Annotated in this window: 12 protein-coding genes; 5 read left to right on the forward strand and 7 right to left on the reverse strand. The window is 45.3% G+C overall.

The window, feature by feature from the left end; all coding sequences use genetic code 11:
• The first annotated feature begins 31 nt into the window (after positions 1–31).
• From RID09_RS22715 to RID09_RS22730, 4 genes are all read left to right on the forward strand, one after another.
• Positions 32–1756 carry a diflavin flavoprotein gene (locus RID09_RS22715; protein ID WP_446338189.1) on the forward strand — a complete coding sequence of 575 codons (1725 nt, stop codon included), beginning with the start codon at positions 32–34 and terminating at the stop codon, positions 1754–1756.
• 267 nt (positions 1757–2023) lie between these two features.
• Positions 2024–3859, forward strand: a complete 1836-nt coding sequence (locus RID09_RS22720; protein ID WP_446338190.1) for a hypothetical protein — start codon at positions 2024–2026, stop codon at positions 3857–3859.
• A gap of 201 nt (positions 3860–4060) precedes the next feature.
• On the forward strand, positions 4061–4639 hold the full coding sequence (locus RID09_RS22725) for a Uma2 family endonuclease (RefSeq protein WP_446338191.1): 579 nt from the start codon (positions 4061–4063) through the stop codon (positions 4637–4639).
• A 524-nt stretch (positions 4640–5163) separates the two neighbouring features.
• Positions 5164–7440 (forward strand): beta-propeller domain-containing protein, encoded by a 2277-nt coding sequence (locus tag RID09_RS22730; RefSeq protein WP_446338192.1) that lies wholly within the window; start codon positions 5164–5166, stop codon positions 7438–7440.
• A gap of 1 nt (position 7441) precedes the next feature.
• Here the strand turns inward: RID09_RS22730 and RID09_RS22735 are convergent, their stop codons facing one another.
• The 4 genes from RID09_RS22735 to RID09_RS22750 form a co-directional block, all read right to left on the reverse strand.
• Positions 7442–7561, reverse strand: coding sequence for an HNH endonuclease (locus tag RID09_RS22735; protein ID WP_446338212.1), 120 nt, complete (start codon positions 7559–7561; stop codon positions 7442–7444).
• 25 nt (positions 7562–7586) lie between these two features.
• Entirely contained in the window at positions 7587–8174 is a 588-nt protein-coding gene (locus tag RID09_RS22740; protein WP_446338193.1) for a Uma2 family endonuclease, read from the reverse strand.
• Positions 8175–8299: 125 nt separating this feature from the next.
• Entirely contained in the window at positions 8300–9898 is a 1599-nt protein-coding gene (locus RID09_RS22745) for a vanadium-dependent haloperoxidase (RefSeq protein WP_446338194.1), read from the reverse strand.
• Positions 9899–10303: 405 nt separating this feature from the next.
• Positions 10304–10555, reverse strand: coding sequence for a hypothetical protein (locus tag RID09_RS22750; RefSeq protein WP_446338195.1), 252 nt, complete (start codon positions 10553–10555; stop codon positions 10304–10306).
• Between the two features lie 137 nt (positions 10556–10692).
• On the opposite strand from RID09_RS22750, the gene RID09_RS22755 reads away from it, so the two are divergent.
• Entirely contained in the window at positions 10693–13782 is a 3090-nt protein-coding gene (locus tag RID09_RS22755) for a UPF0182 family protein (protein ID WP_446338196.1), read from the forward strand.
• 255 nt (positions 13783–14037) lie between these two features.
• Here the strand turns inward: RID09_RS22755 and RID09_RS22760 are convergent, their stop codons facing one another.
• From RID09_RS22760 to RID09_RS22770, 3 genes are all read right to left on the reverse strand, one after another.
• Complete coding sequence (locus tag RID09_RS22760) at positions 14038–15570, reverse strand: iron uptake porin (protein WP_446338197.1); 1533 nt, start codon at positions 15568–15570, stop codon at positions 14038–14040.
• 228 nt (positions 15571–15798) lie between these two features.
• On the reverse strand, positions 15799–16824 hold the full coding sequence (locus tag RID09_RS22765; protein WP_446338198.1) for a phosphotransferase: 1026 nt from the start codon (positions 16822–16824) through the stop codon (positions 15799–15801).
• A 191-nt stretch (positions 16825–17015) separates the two neighbouring features.
• The gene (locus tag RID09_RS22770) at positions 17016–18851 is read right to left on the reverse strand and encodes an ABC transporter ATP-binding protein (protein ID WP_446338199.1); all 1836 of its coding nucleotides are present in this window, start codon (positions 18849–18851) and stop codon (positions 17016–17018) included.
• Positions 18852–18942 lie beyond the last annotated feature (91 nt).

Raw genomic sequence — 18942 nt, forward strand, 5'->3', positions numbered from 1 at the left:
TTAAAAAAAACCATTCACCCCAAACTAAACCATGAACTCTCCTACCCCTCGCGACGTTCAAGTCCTCCCCATCGCCTCCGACACCACTGTTCTCCGTTCCCGGACGTGGGATAGACTCAAATTTGAAATCGAATATGCCCTGCAACGCGGCACCACCGCCAATTCCTATCTGATTCAAGCGGATAAAATCGCCCTGATTGACCCTCCGGGCGAATCGTTCACCGAAATCTTTTTAACGGAACTGCAACGCCGGATTGACCCCAAACAAATCGATTATGTGATTCTCGGTCACGTTAATCCTAACCGAGGCGTTACCCTAAAAGCCTTACTCAAACTCGCCCCCCAGATTCAATTTGTCTGTTCCAATCCTGGTGCGATCGCGCTGCGTGGTATCTTAGATGCACCGGATTTAAAAATAACTGTGGTACGGGGGGATGAAACCCTGGATTTAGGTAAGGGTCATCATCTGCAATTTATCCCCACTCCCAACTCTCGTTGGCCCGATGCCCTTTGTACCTACGACCCCCATACAGAAGTTCTCTTTACCGATAAGTTATTTGGTGCTCATCTATGTGGTGATCAAGTATTAGATGAAGGTTGGACAACGATTAGCGAACACCGCCGCTATTATTTCGATTGCGTCATGGCACCCCATGCGCGACAGGTGGAAAAGGCGCTGGATAAGGTCGAGGAGGTGCAAGCAAGGCTGTATGCTACAGGTCATGGGCAATTGGTACGCTATAGCTTAATTCCCCTGACCCAATCCTATCGCCAGTGGTGTGAGAGGCAAAAAACCCAAGACATCACCGTCGCTCTGTTGTATGCTTCAGCTTATGGGAATACCGGTACCGTTGCCCAGGCGATCGCACGGGGGATGACTAAAGCTGGGGTTGGTGTAGAATCCATTAACTGCGAAATCGCTGACCCGGAAGAGATTCGCACCGCCGTGGAAAAGGCGGAGGGGTTTGTTATGGGTTCTCCTACTTTAGGGGGTCATGCACCCACCCAGATTCAAACGGCTTTGGGGATTGTTTTATCCACGGCGACAAAAACGAAATTAGCGGGTGTTTTTGGGTCTTTTGGCTGGAGTGGTGAAGCGATTGACTTAATTGAAAATAAGTTTAAGGATGCGGGGTATCAGTTTGGCTTTGAAACGATTCGGGTTAAATTTAAGCCCACTGAAGCCACATTGAAATACGCGGAAGAAGCGGGAACAGATTTTGCCCAAGCCTTGAAGAAAGCCAAGAAATCCCGTACTTCTCGCCAACCCGTCAGTGATGCCCAAGTTGCCCGCACAGAACAGGCTGTGGGGCGGTTAATTGGGTCACTTTGTATTATTACGGCGAAGCAGGGAGAACTCACTGGGGCGATGTTGGCAGATTGGATTTCCCAAGCCACCTTTACTCCACCGGGTTTAACGATAGCGGTGGCGAAAGACCGGGCGATTGAGTCGTTAATGTATCAAGGTGATCAATTTGTGGTGAATATTCTGGAGGAAGGGAAGCATTTGGGGTTAATGAAGCATTTCCTCAAACCCTTTGCCCCAGGGGAAGACCGATTTGCGGGGGTGGCGACGGAGACGGGTGAAAATGGTTGTCCGATTCTTAGCGATGCTTTGGCTTATGTGGAATGTACGGTGGATAATCGGATGGAATGTGGGGATCATTGGTTGGTTTATGGGGTGGTGACGAATGGCAAGGTATTATCGGAGGGGGTAACGGCTGTGCATCATCGGAAGTCGGGGACACATTATTAGTACAAGGTGATGGGGGGATGGGGTATTTTTTTAACGCAGAGGAACGCAGAGGGAAAGCGCAGAGGAACGCAGAGGGGGTTAGCGGTTGAGATGCAAGTTTTATCGGTATGGAGAAGATAAAGTTGGGTTGATAATTGAGAGGCGTTCAGGAGGAATGCCTCTATGTTTTACTTGCCACGAATGGCTATTACTGGACATATCCTAGAGGATGGCGGTTGGGTCAATGTCAAGATAGAGGTTAAGGCTATGGGATAGGAGACTGATGGGATGGAATTGATTAGCGGGTTAGGAGGGTTTGTTTTTGTCGCCGCCCTATCGGGGATTATTGGGAATAAGGCGGATTTGGGGTTAGATACTTTAATCAGGATGATGAATCGCCTGAAACCTGGAGAGACGCCGACGATACAAAGGGCGGTGGGGCGGGCGTTTTTGTTGGCGCAGCAAAGTTTGGTGGAAGAGTGTCTGAGTGAATTGATTGGTGAGAATAAAAGTATCTGGGATTGTCCACCTCAGTACAAAAATGAGGTAAGTTGGCTAGACCACAAGTTAAAACGGCTAAAGGCGGATTTGCAGAAGCAGGAATTGGGGGAATTTGGCGAATTAGCGGCGACACCTGTAGCGGATATTGACTCCCTGTTAACCCCAGATGGGGCGTTGGTTGGGGATACGGTTCAGGTGGTACGTCAGCAACTCAAGGTAATTTTACAGCAGGAGCATGCGATCGCACTTTACCAAACCAAGGCTGTAACTCCCCAGGTGGGCTTGTTTGAACGGATGTGTGCCTATTTTGCAGTGGAGATGCAGAACAATCCGGTACTGCGGGAGATGATTCAGGGACAATTGCTGACTCAGATTAACGGTAATTTGAAACGCCAGCAGGTGACAGTTGAGGATATCGAAACGTCTCTGACAAATCTAGGACGAGATATGGGCGAAATTAAAGGTTGGTTAGAACGCATCCATAACCAGTTATCTACACATCCGGCGGTTCCCCTACAGTTTCAATCCCTAATTGCGGAGAAGACAGAAGGATTTGTCGGGCGGGAGTTTGTATTTGGGGCAATTCAGGACTTCTTACAGCAGCAGCCCAATGGTTATTTTATTATTGAAGCTGATCCCGGTGTGGGCAAAAGTGCCATACTCGCCGAATATGTGCGACAGACCGGATGTGTGGCATACTTTAATGTGCGATCGCAAGGCATTAATCGCGCTGATGATTTCCTCAAGAGTGTTTGCCGCCAGTTAATTGAACGCTATCAGTTACCTTATGATTTGCCTTTGCATCCAGAGAATACCCGCGATGGCAATTTCTTAGCGCAACTGTTAACCGAAATTGCCCCTCACCATTCCCCCGTCGTGATTGCGGTGGATGCGTTGGATGAGGTGGAGATGAAGAGTCAGACGGATGGGGCGAATGTTCTCTATCTTCCCCAGTCTTTGCCCAATGGCGTTTATTTTATCTTGACAAAACGCCAGACTCATGTTCTCTTAACGGTGAATAAGCCCTACCTATTTAATTTAATGGAGTATGGGGCAGAAAGTTTACAAGACGTACAGCGTTATATTGAGCAACAGGTAAAGAAAAAGCCCGGATTACAACAGTGGGTAGAGAATCAGGGACAAGACACAGCCACCTTTATCACCACTCTGGCACAAAAGAGCGATCGCAACTTCATGTATTTGCGCTATGTCTTAGAAGATATCGAGTCTGGCGCGTATCAGGATTTAAATCTTGCCAACTTACCCCAAGGTTTACAGCAATATTATTACCAGCATTGGCAACGCATGGGGATGAAGGATAAACCGTTACCGCGAACCAAGATTAAAATCGTCTATGTTTTAGCGGAAGCCCGGAAACCCGTATCATCCTCACTGATTTCCCAATTTGCGAAGGAAGATGAATTAACCGTGCAGGAAGTTTTGGATGATTGGGATCAATTTTTACGGGAGGAACAGATTGAAGGACAAACCCGCTACAGTATTTATCATGCCAGTTTTCAGGATTTTCTCCATCGTAAGGAGATAGTTAAAAAGGCGGGGATAACGATTCGAGATATTAATACCTTAATTGCCGATAATTTAGCCGAAGAATTGGGATTGTAATTGAACGTAGGGGTGCACTGATGTGCGCTAAAGCCAGTAGGGTGGGCATTGCCCACCTTACCCCTATCAATAGGATTTGAATCCTCAAATTGCATAAATTATATTTTGAGTAATAATTCCCACCTCACCCCTATCTGAGTTATTACCAGTACAACCAAATTACAGATTATACAATTGAATTTTTAAGGAGACACAGCAATCATGACCATCACATCCCAGAAAATGACACTTGAGGAGTATCTTAACTATAACGACGGAACAGATACCCAGTATGAACTGGTTAATGGAGAATTAATCGTTATGCCACCAGAAAGCGATTTAAATCAGCGCATTGTCATGTTTTTACTGAGCCATTTTCTCCAACAAGGAATTCCCTCCTATCGCTTGCGAATTGGGGCGGAAATTGTGGTGAGTGGTTCACGAGCAACAACGCGCTTACCCGATTTAATGGTACTTTCTGAGGAACTGGCAACGGCGTTAGAGGGGGCAAGTCGGTCTACAATAATTATTGATATGCCCCCGCCTCAGTTAGTGGTTGAGGTGGTGTCACCGGGACGAGAAAATTCAGACCGAGATTATCGGTACAAACGTTCTGAATATGCAGCGCGGGGGATTGCTGAATATTGGATTGTTGACCCACTACAACAACGGGTTACAGTATTGGAGTGGGTAGAAGGGCTTTATGAGGAGAGGGTTTTTCAGGGTAATCAGCAGATTATCTCACCGATGCTACCGGATTTTGATTTAACGAGTGAGAGAGTGATTAATGCTGGAGGTTGATATTAACTCACCTGTTCAGTTTGTTATTATTGATCCATCAACTGTTGTGCCGATCCTCCTCTTCTTTTATAGATCCCCCTCTTCCCTTGAGATCCCCCTCTTACCTTTTTAGATCCCCCTTCCGTCCCCCTATTAGATCCCCCTTCCGTCCCCCTTCAAAAGGGGGAGACCAAAGGATGCTTCGCTTTTGTTCCATGGGTGAGACCAAATGTTGCTTCGCTTTTTGTTCCATGGGGGAGACCAGATGTTGCTTCGCTTTTATGGTACAGGAGAACAATAAATTACAGCATATTACAGGTTTATAAGGTATACCTAAATTACAGAAAAAGGATAACTAATCAGCGACAATGGATAAAATAACCAATAATTTACCTCACGAACTTAACAACCACTGGTATCAAAGTCCCCCTTAAAAAGGGGGATTTAGGGGGATCTACACGACTCAATTCCGTGAGTTCTGTGATACTCTTCTCCCCTTTGTCCTCGTCTCTCCATTTCCAGATATACTTCCAACCAAGATAGTCATGGGTGAATTAAAGCAAAAACTCGCAACAATGTCACCAGAAAAGCGACTCTATACCTTAGAAACCCTACCCACTCATTTTGGTGAAGCGGGACAGTTTGAGCGATTGTATCGTTTGCTAACTGATTTTGATTTTATCGAGGCTAAATTAGATGCATTGGATGTGCAGGCGCTGATTCAGGATTATGAATTCGTCGGCAATTTTACTCCCTCTCCTTTCTCGGAAAAGCCAGGAGACGAACTCCCCGCCCCAGCCAAAACCCTCACCTTAATTGAAGATGCGCTTCGGCTATCAGCGTATATCTTAGCCGCCGACAAAAACCAACTAGCCGGACAATTTTGGGGGAGGTTGATGGCGTTTGAATTGCCAGGAATTCAGGCACTCTTGGCGCAAGCAAAACCACAGAACTCGCCCTGGTTACGTCCTTTAACCTCTAGCTTGATGCCGCCAGGTACACCATTACGGCGTACTCTCACTGGTCATAGCGCAGTGGTAAATTCTGTAGCCGTGACACCAGATGGCAAACGAGTGGTTTCCGGTGCTGAGGATTACACTCTCAAAGTATGGAAGCTAGAAACGGGAAGGGAGCTTTTCAGTCTCAATGGTCATACGGGGATAGTCAAATCTGTGACAGTAACACCGGATGGCAAGTGGGTAATTTCTGGTTCAGTGGATAAAACTCTCAAGATATGGGATTTGGACACTAAAAAGGAACTTTTTACCCTAAAAGGTCATACTAGTTCGGTAGACACTGTAACGGTGACACCCGATGGCAAGTGTATTATTTCTGGTTCACATGATAAGACTCTTAAAGTCTGGAATCTGGAAATTGAAGAGGAAGTTTTCACCCTAATAGGTCATACAGACAGGGTAGCAGCTTTAGCCGTGACACCAGATGGTAAGCGGGTGATTTCTGCATCAGCTGACAACACCATAAAAATATGGAATCTGGCAACTGGTAAAGAATTATTAACACTCCATGGTCATACAAAATGGGTTGAATCTGTAGCCGTGACACCAGATGGTAAGCGGATAATTTCTGGTTCGCATGACGAAACTATCAAAATTTGGGATCTAGAAACAGAAAGAGAAGTTCTTACTATCAGAGGTCATAACTATTCAGTAGAATCCGTGGCAGTGACTCCTGATGGTAAGCGCTTGATTGCTAGTTCACGTATCATTATCAAAGTCTGGGATTTAGAGACAGGAAAAGAACTTTTACCGCTCATCGGTCATAGCGACTGGGTAGGAACTGTAGCAGTAACACCCGATGGTAAGCAGGTGATTTCTGGTTCATATGACGAAACTATTAAAATTTGGAGTCTTGAATCAGGACGAGAATTTTTTTATTTAAAAGGTCATACTGATTCGATATATGATTTGGCAGTGACACCGGACAGCAAGCACGCGATTTCGGCTTCAGAAGACAACACTCTCAAGGTCTGGAATTTAGAAACATCAGAATCAATTTTCACCCTAAAAGGTCATACTGATACGGTAAAGGCTTTGGCAGTAACACCAGACAGTAAACAAGTGATCTCGGGTTCACAGGACAAAACAATTCGAGTGTGGAATCTAAAAAGGGGAAAGGAAGTGTTCCGTCTAAAAGGATCTAATCGTTCAGTAGAATCTTTAGTGGTGACTCCGGATGGTAAAAATATAATTTCTGCTTCCTATGATGGAGTTATTCGCGTCTGGAGTCTGAAAGCTAGAAAACAAATATTTATCCTGAAAAGTCAAACAAGATTGATATATCCTGTAGCAATGACACCGAACGGCAAAGCGTTAATTACTGGGTTAGCTGCCAATAATATTAAAATTTGGAATATTAAAATTTGGAATATTAAAAAAATCGGAAATGTCAAAACAGCCAAGGAGCTTTTCACCCTAGAAGGACATACTGGTTCAGTAGAATATTTGGTAGTAACACCAGACAGCAAACAACTGATTTCCGCTTCCTGGGATAACAGTATCAAAATCTGGAATTTGGAAAGTGGAGAAGAACTTTTCACTCTAGAAGGTCATACCGAATTTGTAAATGCTGTGGCAGTCACACCGGATGGCAAACAGATAATTTCTGTTTCAAATGATAAAATGCTCAAAGTCTGGGATTTGGAGACTAGAAAGATTGTTGCCAGTTTTAAGGGAGATGGTGAGTTACTTGCTTGTGCTGTTGCACCTGATGGGATCACAATTGTTGCAGGTGAGGCATCAGGGCGGCTACATTTTCTGCGGTTAGAAAATAGCAACGCATTTGGTAGCGAATGTAACGGATAAGTCAAATTTGAGCGATCGCCTGATTGCAGATTAGATCAGCCAAACAAAGATTATCAAACACCGTCTCTTTACCTGCCGATCGCGGTATAATATGTTCAAACTCAACAGTCGTGGCAGTAATGTTACAAAGAAATGATCAGGCTGAATTAAACATTACCACCTAATAGTTGTTCAGCCGTAAGTTCGAGGCGAGGAAATATCCCCGATTGAATCAAATCGCTGCAAACAAACTCCACCGCGTCATACCAACCTTCGACTAACGTGAGAACCGTGACTTTAGCATTTAGAGGATCAACAATCCAATATTCAGGAATATCTAAAACGCTATATTCGGCTCGTTTTGCACGATAGTCGGTGCTTTTCGTTGATTCGCTGACGACTTCAACAACGAGTAGAGGTGGGGGTTCATTTAATTCAATAACGGCTTCGCGATTTTGCAGGTTACGCCACTGTTCTAGAGGAATCACAACGACATCGGGAATACGAACGGTATCCCATCTACCAGCGCGGGGAGAACGCACACCGACGACTCCAGCCAAGGCTGTCCATTCTTGTCCTACTTGAGCGCATTGGTTATCAAAGGTGCGTTCCAAGAATTTTAAAATGGCTCCATGTTTTCCAGTACCCAAGCTCATCGGGACTAGCTCTCCATTAACCAGTTCATAGCAAGTGTCTGTCCCGTCGTCATACTTCAAGTATTCTTCAAGAGTCAGGCGGTTGGTGGTTGTCAGCATGGCAGGTTGGGGAAGAGTATATCAAGTGGCGGTCAACTATAACAACTAGAGCAGTGGGCAAATAACTGGGGACAAGAGACGTTGCATGCAACGTCTCTACTAAATTCTGATGCTGCTATTCAAAATTAGATGGTAATCGCTGTACCATCAAACTTGGTTAGTGAGAAACAGCCATCCTCGTTATAGGTCAGCTTTTGCTCCTGCAAAATCCCGATCGCGATCGCTTCTCCCAATTTTATCGATTCTGTGTAGTCTGTACGCCAGTGTACACCTGCCATATTGCGACCAATGGAAATATTTGCCGCTACCTTATTCAATTCCCCGCCTACAGTGAGAACCTCTGTACCAGGTCCACTATAAGGCATGTAACAAACCAATTCAGTCCCATCCTCATTCGGCACCACTGGGTTGGGAATCTGATAGGACTCATCAAACCACGCCTTCAATATCGTTACACAAGCCCCCGCCACTGTCGCATGTCCTGCACCATAAGCAGGATGAGTCGGTGATCCTTCCGGAAACACTTGCGGTAGCAGATAAGTACCATTCTTATCAAACATCGCTTTAAGTGCTTGGGAATTGAGAATCTCTGGATGAATTGGATACTCTGCCTGTCCCGTCATAAGATTGTGAATCAGTCCACCAAAGGCTTCAGGGCGCAGCCGCCGATGCACAAACCATTTTTGATACCAAACCGCTTTTAAGGCTCGCGTCGCCACTTCTGTGACTAAACTGAGGATATGCGGTCCCCCATAAGTCCCAAACCCATCCTGATTCTCTGACGAAAGATATGGATTTCCCCGATCAAACGGTGCCTTCATATCCAACAAAATCAAACAAGCATTCAAATAGGCTTGATAGAGCGCATCAAAATGCACATAATTGCCTAAATCCCGCATATTCCGGATATAGCGTGGCACTTTGTCAAATTTATCCTGACCACTGAAATCAAAGCCATTTTGCACCGCCAACCACGTTTTGGAATCGGTCATAAAGTCTTTATTGGGAACAACCGTCCGTTGGCGTTGGCTAATTGTCTGGGTGCCATATTGGATATCTTTGAGCAAAAATTGCGAGATAAAAGGACCCACGACATCTCCTGGCGTAGACCCTCGGAAAATCACATCCGGTGTCACCTTCCCATCTTCTTTCGGTCCCCGGAAGTCAGAGCAGTTTGAGAGTTCTGCGGCGGCTTTTTCAATGTCACCGTTATCGTTAAACTCGGTAAAGTTGACATCTCGTAACAGCGCCATCCAGTAAAGTTCTATGGCTTCACAAGCATTTTCTGCACCATCAATACGGGGAGCTGGGCGAATCGCCAATGACTGAGCGTCGGGTCCTTCTAAATCAAAGGCTAACCCGGCTTGCGGATTGATAAATCGACGACAACCACGGGGTTTCTTTTTATCTTTCTCAGAACTCGATTCAGATAACTCTAATTTGCCGCGAGTACAGCCCCGTGGTATTGCCTCAAAATCGTCAGGATTTCCACTACACAAAGCTTTGAGTAAAATTCGGTAAGCTTTGGGGTCTACTTCCCCCAAATCATTATGGGGTAAACCTTTTGAATAATTAGCAATATAACTGAGTTCGTTATTACCATTCCGGTAAGCCGACTCCTCAGCATTATTTAAATGGTCAGGATGGGGGCGCAAAAATGCAATTTCAGCCGCTTCTTCACGAACCTGGCGAGCTACGCTGCGACGGGAAAAGATTTTCTTCATATTAATCTATTCTTGGGACAATAAGCTTTATCCTTCAATAACAACGGCAACCTATCCGGACGATTTCCAGGTCTGATTCAACCTAAAATTTTCCAGCTAACCTTGATCGACCTTCGACACACGGACGACAAGTACGCGGTTGCTCAAGTAAGAAGATTAGACTAATAGTAGATGCTTAAATAACGAGCTGTCCATTACCCACATCTTTCTTTACAATTCTCATTGCACTTGCTCCCTGGAATTTTACCAGTGATAAGAGGGAAATGGGTAAAATGCCAGGATTACAGGTTACGAAAATGGGAGGCTACCTGATGCGATCGCTCACAAAAATGTGTATAACGATGTAGAGACGTTGCATGCAACGTCTCTACAATTGTCGAGGAAGAGGGTTATAAGTGGATGGTATCATCCCCCAACCGAGGCGGCGGTAGCGGGTTGGTGTTGAATATCGCGCACCGAATCACCTAACTCGCGTACATAAGCGGCAAATTCGAGCAAAATGCCATCAGGATCAAAGAAATAAAACGAGGAAATAAAAGTTATTTCGTCGGCTTCAGGGACAAAACCCGATGGAACATCCGCATGGTGTAAAATTGGCGTCACCTTTACACCCTTAGTAATCGAATAGATTTGACGGTGAAATTGGGCGCACGCCATGCGCCCCTACAATGCTAATCCACCAATTAAGGTGTGCCACGCCACTACAGGTCTACAGGTGATTATTTTTTTGTGCGTTAGTGAAGCGATAACGATAAAGTTTGGATAGAGGATACTATCGCTGCTCGCTCCGCAACATGTTTAAACGCTTCTGGAACATTCTTTTTCGAGTCATCATCCTGCTTCTGGGGTTGTGGCTAGCCTGGGATTTGCTGGCTCACCTGGTTGCGGAAATTTTATGGTTCATTGAGCTTGACTATTTATCGGCGTTCTGGTTACGCTTACTGACTCAGCTAGGGTTGTGGGCGTTTGTGGGTTGCTTATCCGCCGGATTTTTACTCAGTAACTTGTTTCTCGCCAATCGGCTAAAGTATCCCGCCGCTATCGCCAAGGAGATGGGTAACCCCAGGAGGATACCTCCGGGGAATACTCAACTCAATCCGACGATACCAATGACTCCTACACAAGACTCCAAACCCTTCAACATTCAAAAGGGAGCGTTAGCGCTGAGGTTAGGATTACTTTTACCACTCGTACTATGCCTCGACGTAATCGTGGGGGTAATGCTACTACATTACGGCGAAGTGGCTATCTCCCTTTGGCAAGCTGATTTTAATTTGCCCAGTGTAACGCCATCACTACCGCCCCCTTTTGATTGGAGTTCCATAGGAAATATAGTGCTACAGTTGCTGGCACAAATTATACAACTTATTGTCCTAGTAATCATTGTCATCGCATTGGTGGTTAATTCTCAGTTCTGGTTAACGGCGATAGCTGTTGCTTTTTCAGTGGTTTTTGCCTTAGTGGTATCGGGACAATGGGGCAGGATTTTGCAGTATTTCCAGCCAACAGCCTTTAATGCTAATGAACCCCTCTTTGGCACGGATATTAGTTTCTATGTCTTTAAACTTCCGGTGTGGCAACTGTTGGACTTTTGGTTGGGGGGATTATTTCTGTTCGGTTTAGTTGCCGCAACCTTAACCTATTTGGTATCTGGAGATAGCTTGTCTCAGGGGCGTTTTCCCGGATTTTCTGGTCATCAACTTTATCATTTACACGGATTGGGTTCCTTGGCGATGGCGACGGTGGCGTTTCATTATTGGCTATCGCGCTATGAACTGTTGTATTCCACTCGTGGCGTTACCTATGGTGCCAGCTATACAGATGTTAACGCGCAGTTACCTATTAATACGGGATTGAGTATTTTCGCCCTGGGGATTGCTCTATTTTTACTCCTGAGACCGATAATCGGTTTTAAGTTGCTGCACAAGAGTGGCTTGGGCACACTTTCCCTATTGGGATTGTATGTGATGATGGTCGCGATCGCAGGCTGGCTAATTCCGGCAACGGTGCAACGGTTTGGCGTGCAGCCGAATGAACTGGAACGGGAACGTCCCTATATTGAACGGAGTATCGCCCTGAGTCGAGCTGCCTTTGACCTTGATAGTATTAATGTGGAAATCTTTGACCCCGAAGGCGAACTCACCAGTGCTGATTTAGATGAAAACATTTTAACGATTCGCAATATCCGCCTCTGGGATGCTCGTCCCATCCTGCAAACTAATCGTCAGCTACAACGTATCCGCCTCTACTACGAATTTCCCGACGCTGATATTGACCGCTACAGGCTACCCTTAGAAGTCAGTGGTGTTCCCCCTTCTTTTGATGGAGAAGAAGGCGATGAATTAGAAGCAGAAGACACAGATACTTCTCTAACCGTACCCGCACCCAGTTTCACCCTTGAAAAGCAACAGGTGATTATTGCACCCAGGGAATTATCCTACGAATCCGTTCCCGAACAAGCCCAAACCTGGGTCAACCAACACTTAGTTTATACCCACGGCTATGGCTTTACCATGAGTCCCGTGAATCGGGTGGGTGATGGGGGATTACCTAACTATTTTGTTAAAGATATTGGCACTGGTGCTGATCCCGGTGTTGGTGGAGATTTATCCACGTCTAGTGAACTGATTCGCGAAAGTATTCCCATTGGGGCGCCCCGAATTTACTACGGACAACTCACAGAAAATTATGTGATGACTCCCACCAATGTTCAGGAATTTGATTATCCCAGTGGTGAGGATAATGTTTACAATACCTACGATGGCGATGGTGGGGTCAGCATTGGTTCACTCTGGCGCAGGCTATTATTTGCTGAGTATCTCAAAGACTGGAAAATGCTGTTTACGGACAACTTTACGCCAGAAACTAAGGTATTATTCCGTCGCAACATCAACCAACGAATTCGCGCGATCGCACCGTTCTTGCACTATGATCGCGATCCGTATATCGTCACCGTTAATCCTCAGGGTGGGGAAACCGAAGCCGAACAAACCTATCTTTACTGGATTGTTGACGCCTACACCACCAGCGATCATTATCCCTATTCCGATCCTGGTGATAATGAGTTTAACTATATCCGCAACTCCGTGAAAGTCGTCATTGATGCCTATGACGGCAATGTTACATTCTATGTTGCCGACCCCGACGACCCAATTATTCAAACCTGGACAAAGATTTTTCCCACGCTATTCCAACCTCTAGATGCCATGCCTCCGGCGCTGCGACGTCATATTCGCTATCCGGTAGACATCTTTACTGTTCAGTCTGAACGGTTGCTCACCTATCACATGACTGACCCCCAAGTATTTTACAACCGGGAAGACCAGTGGCGGATTCCCCAGGAGATTTACGGCAGGGAGTTGCAACCCCTGGACCCGTACTACCTGATTATGAAACTACCCACCGCCATCGATGAGGAGTTTATTCTCCTACATCCTTTTACGCCTCAGGCACGTAATAATTTAATTGCTTGGTTAGCAGGGCGTTCGGATGGTGAGAATTATGGCAAATTATTCTTATATCAGTTTCCCAAACAAGAACTGATTTACGGACCTGAACAAATTGAAGCCTTAATTAATCAAGATCCGGTAATTTCTCAGCAAATCTCACTGTGGAATCGTCAGGGTTCACGAGCAATTCAGGGGAACTTGTTAGTGATTCCGATTGAGCAATCGTTGCTTTATGTCGAACCGCTTTACCTAGAAGCCGAACGCAATAGCCTACCTATCTTAGCGCGGGTAATTGTTGTCTATGAAAATCGCATTGTTATGGCGGAAACGTTAGAAAAGGCGCTGCAGGGAATCTTTCAGCAACCGGAACAAGAACCCGCCCCTACGATTATCCGTCCCCTAGAGGAACCGCTTTTGCCGTTAGAGGGGGGGTAATATTTTTTCTATTATGTCTATGTCTCCTGTAGGGGCGAGTCGCTGAACTATCGTTACGGGGAAATCCATTAATTTACTCGACTCGCCCCAGTATCGTGAAAGGGGAAAAGATTAATTAGTTCCAGGAATCCTCATCGCTAGTTCACTCGGAAAGAAACGGTAACGTGGTGGGTTACGGCGGATATAAGATTGAAGGGTTTGTTTTCTCAATTAAGTACCGCCTAACCCACCCTACAGGTTAAGGTTAAATCAAGATTAAAACGTCAATGTAACTCGGATAGTGCCAACATAAATCGTATTATTATCATCATTGTGTTCTGGATTAGTAATCACAAAAACTCCTGGAGTAATCGCGATATCGTCATTAAGCGGAAAACGGTAAAATGCTTCTAGATGTAAAGCTGTATCCCGATCCTCAAAATCCGTACCCAGTTCATTATCAAGAATCTTCGGCGGTTGACCAATTACAATACCTGCCAAACTATCTTCTTTGCCCAAATCCGGCAAAGCTAACACCATTGCCCAGGTTAAAATATTAGCATTGGGTTGATCCGGTAAGTCCTTAGCCTGGGCTTGAATTAAACCAATTCGTCCGCCTAAAATAAATTCTGGATTGACTCGTATAGAGGCTTCAGCCGCGAAAGAATTAGCCATTACGTCTTCAGCATCGCGATTAAACGGATCACTGGTTAATTCGCTACCTGTTCCCGTATTAAAACTATTCGAGGAACGGGCATAAGTGAAACTTAAAGACGCGACTTCATTAGGTTGCCAGGTTAATTGCGCGATCGCAGCATAAGTATCATTGCCCAAAATCCCATTATCAGCTTCATTCGCATCGATCGCAACATACCCCAAGGCTAGATTAACAGACTCACCCAAGTCTTGAGAAATGCCAATTCCTGCCCCTTCTCCTTGACGGCGAATGGGATTCTCTCGCCCAAAGGTAGAAATGGAACCATCTCCACTCCCGCTAAATAGAGGATTGACGGTGGGGATTAAATCACCTAACCCAATCCCTACTGTACCCAAACTCACTTGGGTTTGGGGAGTGACTAAAAATCGGTACTCTAATTCATCAATTTCGACTTTATTGTCATCATTTCCATCAAACCCCAAATTCGCCATTTGTGTGCCTGTTGCGTCTTGAAATTCGGGAATAGAACGACCTTGTAAACGAATTTGTAGTCTATCTTTTCCGGTAAAACTCGTTTCTAATGTGAGGCGAACGCGATTGCCAAATGTAAGATTGTCGTCAATGGGTTCACCACTTCCATCGGCTCTTTCTGTACCCTGAACTCCACTGAGCGCAAAAATAACTTCTCCTTCTAATTCAGACGTGGTAGAAAATTGCTGAGATTCTAATTGAGTTGTGCTAGTTTCTAGGTTGTATAACCGTTCTGTAAGTGTGCTTAATTCTACAGCAAAATCCTGTTGTAACCGTTGCAGGGTTTCTAGATCATTTGCGGAAACTGAGTTTGTTGTACTGTTGACATTTTGTTGATAAATGTGATCTAGACAAGCCTTTAATCCAGCGGCAAATTCATAGCGAGTCAGGGCTTGATTCCCTCGATAGGTGTTATTGGGGTATCCGGTGACACAACCATAGCGATCAATGAGCGATCGCAACGCCTGAAACGCCCAATCATCAGCACTGACATCGGATAGCTCAGACACGGGTGTAATGGCGTTCATCCCCAGATTAGTGGGTTCCTCTATGATGGAACTATTGTGATTAATATCTGTTGGTAGAAACTCCTTGGCTAGAGTGGTATTTGTTCCCATCATAGGACAAAGTAAAACAGACATCACAAGCCCTAGTTTTTGAGATAAACGTTTTACAATCATCTTCCATTTAAAACTTAGCTAGAGTTGGTTGACTTCTGAGGTGACACACTTAATTTAGATCAGCATTACATCCAGAAACTGTAGGGGCGCCCACCGACATGCGCCGGATTTAATCGTAAAATTTATTCCACAGTTTTAGCTGGTTAATACTATCTATAAAAACTGCCTCTACATTCGGAAAAAATTGAAATGTTTCGCCAGACGTTGTTCGCACAGTTCTAATATTGTTTCGGTAAATTGACACCGTTTCGGAAACTGAGTGCTGATGTAAATATGTCGAACTAAGGTTAAGGTTTTATAAGACTGGATGGCAGGAATAAGGGCTTCACCCGCAATCTGAATAAATCTCTCGGTTAAAGCATTTTCTCGATCCACTAATGCCTCTGGATTCCCCAACGTCCGCAAACTTTGCTCGGTGATATGTCCAATAAAATTACCAATATCTAAGCCGGGATTGCCTTGACAATATAAATCCAGATCCAGTAAATACAGGCGAGTTCCATCGACAATAATTTGGTCAGAATAAAAGTCGCGATGAATACCTAAAAATTGCGGTTCTGGGGTCATCGCCGCCACGCGATCGCACCCAACTAGAACTTTCTCCAAACGGTTTTCCCACTGAGGTTTGAGTTGAGCGACTAGGGGGAGACGTTCGTGCAAAATTCGCACTTCATCTGCCATTGTGTGGCGACGCTGGGGCGAAATTTTGGCTTGATGTAATTTATGGATGGCTTCGGCAATGTGTTTAGCTAAGGGAATTCCCTTGGCTTGGGGAAGTAAATTTGTGGCGGTTACTCCGGTAACTTTGCGCTGAAGCCACATCTGAAATTTAGGAATTACTCCGATGGGTTCGGGTATACTAATGCCATCGTTACTATTGTCTATAAATCCTCTATGCCAAAGGGTTTGGTTGAGTTGATAGCTTTTAAAATCGGTGCCTTTTGCCCGTACTTTACCGAGAAGGGTGATGGGAATGGTGGAATGATTAGGATTTGTTAGGTTATATTCTATTAAACAACGCCGTCCGGGTTTGTGGCGAATTACGCGAATGGCACAAAGGTTGCTTTTTTGAAGGGGTTGTGGTAGGTTTTTGCTAAGTTCTTGCTGGACGGTGATTGGGTTAAGGGCTGCGGTAAGGAATGACAGGTTTGGATCGGTGGTGATGTTGAATGGATCGATTACTGGAATGGTCATGAGATTGACGATTTTAGATTGATGATCGACTTGTGATTGGGGTTAAATTGGTGGCGTCGAAATGATGTTTTTTTAACGCAGAGGTACGCAGAGGTAAGCGCAGAGGGGCGCAGAGGTATTGGGGGGATTTGGATGAAGGGTTGGGGAAGTTGGAGGAATAAGGGGAAATGATTGGAGTGCTGTGTTAATAGTTATTGTTTTCTTGTCCTTTGTAAGTTTATGTCTTGCCTTCTGCTTTCTCTATCGGCTGGAGATTGCATTTGATATAAGCTGGTATATTTTCCATTGAGTTGCATGAGTTGAGAATGGGTTCCTTGTTCAAGTATTTGTCTGTTTTCCATGTAGAGAATTAAATCAGCACGAGCGGCGAGGGTTAAGTCATGGGTGATGAGGAAGGTGGTGCGGTTTTTGGCTACGCTTTCTAGGGCGGTAATCACGGCTTTTTCGTTATGTTTGTCTAAACCTGTGGTGGGTTCATCGAGGATGAGAATGGGGGCTTTGCGAATGGCGGCTCGCGCTATGGCTAAACGTTGACGTTGTCCCCCGGAGAGGGTGGAACCTCGCTCACCTAAGATGGTGTCGTAGCCTTGGGGAAGCGCTTCGACAAATTCATGAGCATTGGCAAGACGCACTGCTGCTTCAATCTCGGCGTGGGTAGCATTGGGTACTCCATAAGCGATGTTTTCCCAAACGGTGGCGGCAAAGAGTAAACTGTCTTGCATGACGACACTAATTTGAGTTCGCAATGATTTGATGGTATAGTCACGAATATCTCGTCCATCAATCATGACTCGCCCTTCGCTGGGGTCATACAGACGCAAAAGTAGGCTCACAAGTGTCGATTTACCACTCCCAGAGGTGCCCACGAGAGCCACTTTTTGTCCCGGTTTTACGTCTAATTCAATCCCTTTGAGTAAGGGATTACCGGCTTGATAGGCAAAGCTGACACAATCAAATCGGACAACTCCTTGAAATGGAGGCGCGACAATGGCAAATGGGGAATCGCTAATCTCTGGTGTTTCATCTAAAATGTCTAAAACACGCTCCCCAGAGGCTACCGCTTTTGATAGTCGCCCGGTATATTTAGCAAAGTTCTGTATCGGTTTAAAGGCTTGTTTGAGATAGGTTAAGAAAACTAGAACATCTCCAGGGGTGAGATTATCTCGTAATGCTAATCTGGCACCGTACCACAGGACAATGGCTGTACCAATGGCAATGATTACATCGACAGTACGTTCTAAGCTAGCGGATAAGCGTTGGGTTTTTACACTTTCCTTGAGACTGCGATGATTGGCTTGGGAGAAGACATTGGCGAAAGCGTCTTGGAGGGAAAGGGCTTGCACCAATTTAATCGCACTAATTGACTCGGCTAGAGTGGCGGCGACAGCCCCCTCACGCTGACGCTGCTGACGCGAGGCTTGCTGGATTCGCTCACTCAGACGGGTGGCGGCGAACCAAAAGAATGGTAAGGTGATTAATGCTAGTAATGTTAGATCGCGATCGATCCAAACCATGACCCCAATCATACCCAAGAGTGTCAGAATACTGACGATAAGGGGCATGACGGCGGTTAGGACAATTTCTTGCAATCGGGTTGTATCGGTGCTGATTCGCACTAATAAATCACCACTTCTGGCTTTAGTATGGTAGGAAAGAGATAGGCACTGAAGATGGCGATACAGTTGTTCGCGAATTTCAGTTAAAATACGGCTACTTGCTAGGGCTAAATTCACGGTACTCCAGTAAGATGCCATTGCTCGCAGTGCGGTGATGGCGATTACCCCTAAAGCCGAGAGAGTTAGCAATGTTACTGGTTCAAAACGATTTAGAATACCAATATTTGCATCAGGAGTATCAATTAAAATATAGTCAAAAACAAACTTCAGGGGCCACGGTTCAAGTAATCGCAACACTACCTCAGCGAATAGAGCGAATCCCGCCGTGATTAAGAGTAAACTTTGTTTCTGAAGATAGGGGGCGAAGCGATGTAATATTCGCCAAAAGCTAGGGATAGATTTTTTTTTCATTCGTCTTATGTCATTGTCATTTGTCATTCCCAATCTGCTCCCCCATGGGGATTGGGCGAAGCTTATGCGTTGGTATCTTGGCATAAAACCG

It is taken from the genome of Coleofasciculus sp. G1-WW12-02, from assembly GCF_040219735.1.
Taxonomy (GTDB): Bacteria; Cyanobacteriota; Cyanobacteriia; order Cyanobacteriales; family Coleofasciculaceae; genus Coleofasciculus.

Coding starts and splice junctions, on each gene's coding strand:
- RID09_RS22730 (WP_446338192.1), top strand. CDS start 5,164: ATGGGTGAATTAAAGCAAAAACTCGCAACAATGTCACCAGAAAAGCGA.
- RID09_RS22760 (WP_446338197.1), bottom strand. CDS start 15,570: ATGATGGGAACAAATACCACTCTAGCCAAGGAGTTTCTACCAACAGAT.
- RID09_RS22765 (WP_446338198.1), bottom strand. CDS start 16,824: ATGACCATTCCAGTAATCGATCCATTCAACATCACCACCGATCCAAAC.
- RID09_RS22770 (WP_446338199.1), bottom strand. CDS start 18,851: ATGAAAAAAAAATCTATCCCTAGCTTTTGGCGAATATTACATCGCTTC.
- RID09_RS22725 (WP_446338191.1), top strand. CDS start 4,061: ATGACCATCACATCCCAGAAAATGACACTTGAGGAGTATCTTAACTAT.
- RID09_RS22745 (WP_446338194.1), bottom strand. CDS start 9,898: ATGAAGAAAATCTTTTCCCGTCGCAGCGTAGCTCGCCAGGTTCGTGAA.
- RID09_RS22715 (WP_446338189.1), top strand. CDS start 32: ATGAACTCTCCTACCCCTCGCGACGTTCAAGTCCTCCCCATCGCCTCC.
- RID09_RS22750 (WP_446338195.1), bottom strand. CDS start 10,555: ATGGCGTGCGCCCAATTTCACCGTCAAATCTATTCGATTACTAAGGGT.
- RID09_RS22740 (WP_446338193.1), bottom strand. CDS start 8,174: ATGCTGACAACCACCAACCGCCTGACTCTTGAAGAATACTTGAAGTAT.
- RID09_RS22720 (WP_446338190.1), top strand. CDS start 2,024: ATGGAATTGATTAGCGGGTTAGGAGGGTTTGTTTTTGTCGCCGCCCTA.
- RID09_RS22755 (WP_446338196.1), top strand. CDS start 10,693: ATGTTTAAACGCTTCTGGAACATTCTTTTTCGAGTCATCATCCTGCTT.